The 2641-nt window shown below is 69.1% G+C and carries 2 protein-coding genes; both read left to right on the top strand.

Annotation, left to right across the window (positions count from 1 at the left end; all coding sequences use genetic code 11):
• Positions 1-194: 194 nt before the first annotated feature.
• Positions 195-1745: an IS21 family transposase gene (gene istA, locus QWJ41_RS20655; protein ID WP_302710353.1), complete on the top strand. Its 1551-nt coding sequence runs from the start codon at positions 195-197 to the stop codon at positions 1743-1745.
• Complete coding sequence (gene istB, locus QWJ41_RS20650; protein WP_302710351.1) at positions 1742-2515, top strand: IS21-like element helper ATPase IstB; 774 nt, start codon at positions 1742-1744, stop codon at positions 2513-2515. The genes istA and istB overlap by 4 nt, the downstream gene beginning before the upstream one ends.
• Positions 2516-2641 lie beyond the last annotated feature (126 nt).

The raw sequence follows: 2641 nt of genomic DNA, 5'->3' as shown, positions 1-2641 counted from the left end.
TGTCGGCGGCCACGAGAAACTGCCCGGAGACGGCCACGAAACTGCCCGCTGGCGGACATGAGAACTGCCCACTGACGGTCATGGGATCTGCCCGACACGACGTCGTCTGCCTCGCCGCGCTGCGCGGTTGAGGCCCCTTCCTCGGGTGCGATGAGCGGTGCTGAAGCGCCCCATCGCCCCGAGGAAGGGATGAGTTGAAGTCTGCCGAGGAGATCATGAAAATTCTGGATGCCTACGACCTGACAGGGTCGTTGCGTGATGCCGGGGAGCTGGCCGGCTGCTCGCACCACACGGTGAAGCACTACGTCGACCGCCGCGCTGCCGGCGGCGAGCTGGACCGGGCCGCGACGCGGCCGCAGCTGATCGATGAGTACCTGCCCAAGGTCGAGGAGTGGGTCGAACGCTCGAAGGGCAAGGTCCGCGCCGATGTGGCCCACGAGAAGTTGCTTGCGATGGGCTACAAGGGTTCGGAGCGCACCACCCGCCGGGCGGTCGCGATGGTCAAGGCGTCGTACCGGGCCGGCCATGTGCGGGTGCACCGACCGTGGGTCACCGAGCCGGGGATGTGGCTGCAGTACGACTACGGCGACGGTCCGGTCGTCGACGGCGTGAAGACCGTGCTGTTCGTCGCCTGGCTGGCGTGGTCGAGGTTCCGAGTGGTGATCGCGCTGCGGGACAAGACGATGCCGAGCGTGTTCGCCGCGCTGGACCAGACGTTCCGGCGGCTGGGCGGGGTGCCGACCTACGTGTTGACCGACAACGAGAAGACCGTCACGGTTGAGCACATCGCCGGGATCCCGGTCCGCAACGCCCAGCTCGTCAGCTTCGCCGAGCACTACTCGGTGGTCGTGCACACCTGTGTCCCGGCGGATCCGGCGTCCAAGGGCGGCACCGAGTCGTCGGTGAAGATCAGCAAGGCCGACCTGGTCCCCAAGGACACCAACCTGCTCGCCGAGTACGTGACGTTCGCTGAGCTCGAGGCCGCCTGCGAGGCGTTCTGTCAGAAGGTCAACACCCGCCCGCACCGGCTCACCAAGCGACCACCGGTCGAGATGCTCGCCGAGGAAGCCACCCGGCTGCACCCGGTCCCCGCGGTGCCGCACACGGTGGCGTTCGGCACCACCCGAGTGGTGCCGACCAACACCCCGATGGTGACCTTCGAGTCCGGCCAGTACTCGGTCCCCCACGTCCACGACGGCCAGTCCCTACTGGGCGCCACGGTGTGGGTCCGCACCCAAGGAGTCGGGGTCGACGAGCAGGTCGTCATCGTCCACGTCGGCGCCGATGGTCCGGTCGAGGTCGCCCGCCACGCCCGGGCCACGCCCGGGACACCGAAGATCAACGACGAGCACTTCCCGCCCCAGCCCGAGGGACCGCTGGATCGTCGACCACGTGCCAGGAACGCCGCGGAAACGGAGTTCCTCGACCTGGGCGAGGGCGCCCGACTGTGGCTGGTCGAGGCCGCCGCCGCGGGCACCACGAAGATGCGGGTCAAGATGACCCAAGCGCTCGCGCTGGCCAAGCTGTTCAACCCCGTCGAGGTCGACTGGGCACTCGGACACGCCGCCGTCCACGGCCGGTTCGCCGAGGCCGACCTGTCCTCGATCCTCGACCACCACGCCAGCCGGCCAGCCGACGGTGAGCACCGTGCCAGCGAGGACTCCTCGCTGACCCAGGGCACCAGCGCCTGGGCACAACTCGGTCAACAGGACCGGCGACGCGGTCAGGACGAGGTGATCGCATGAAGACCTCCGCTGCGCCGCCACTGCCAGCCGATCTGGAAGACCTGCTGCGCCGGCTGCGGCTGCCGCACATCCGTCGGCACGCGCCGGAGGTCGTCGCGACCGCGAAGGCCCAACGTTGGGAACCGGTCGAGGTGCTCAAGGCGCTGTTCGCCGAGGAGGTCGCCGGCCGGGAACGCTCCGCACTCGCCACGAGGCGTGCGGCGGCGGGGTTCCCGACCGGGAAGACCTTCGACGCGTGGCAGCCCGACGCGTCCTCGATCCCGGCCCCGACCCAGCAGGCACTGCGGACCCTGGAGTGGGTCCACCGACGAGAGAACCTTGTCATCTGTGGGCCGTCGGGGACCGGGAAGACGTTCCTGCTGGAGGCGCTCGGCCAGCAGGCCGTCGAGACCGGTCTGAAGGTCGCCTGGTTCACGCTGGAAGACCTCGGCGTCCTGCTGCGCCGTCATCGTGCCGACGACACCGTCACCAAAGCGATCGCCCGCGTCCTGCGCGCCGACCTGGTCATCGTTGATGACATCGGGCTGCTGCCGGTTGCCGCCGACGCTGCCGAGGGGCTCTACCGGCTCGTCGACGCCGCCTACGAGAAGCGCTCGGTCGCGATCAGCTCGAACCTGCACCCGTCCGGATTCGACGAACTGATGCCCAAGACGCTGGCCACCGCCACCGTCGACCGGCTGCTGCACCACGCCCACGTCTGCCAGACCAGCGGCGACTCCGTGCGCCTCACCCAAGCACTGGCTGGCCAAGGGGTGAGCCCGTTGAGCTGAGCACCCTGGTCGGTGGTGGCCGCAGCCCCCTTGGGCAGATCCCATGGCCACCACCGGGCAGTTCTCGTGGCCGTCAGCGGGCAGGTTTCATGTCCGCCACTGGGCAGTTCTCACTGGCCCTTGACA

The organism is Nocardioides cremeus, from assembly GCF_030518195.1.
GTDB lineage: Bacteria > Actinomycetota > Actinomycetes > Propionibacteriales > Nocardioidaceae > Nocardioides > Nocardioides cremeus.
This window is presented reverse-complemented; position numbering and strand designations above follow the sequence as displayed.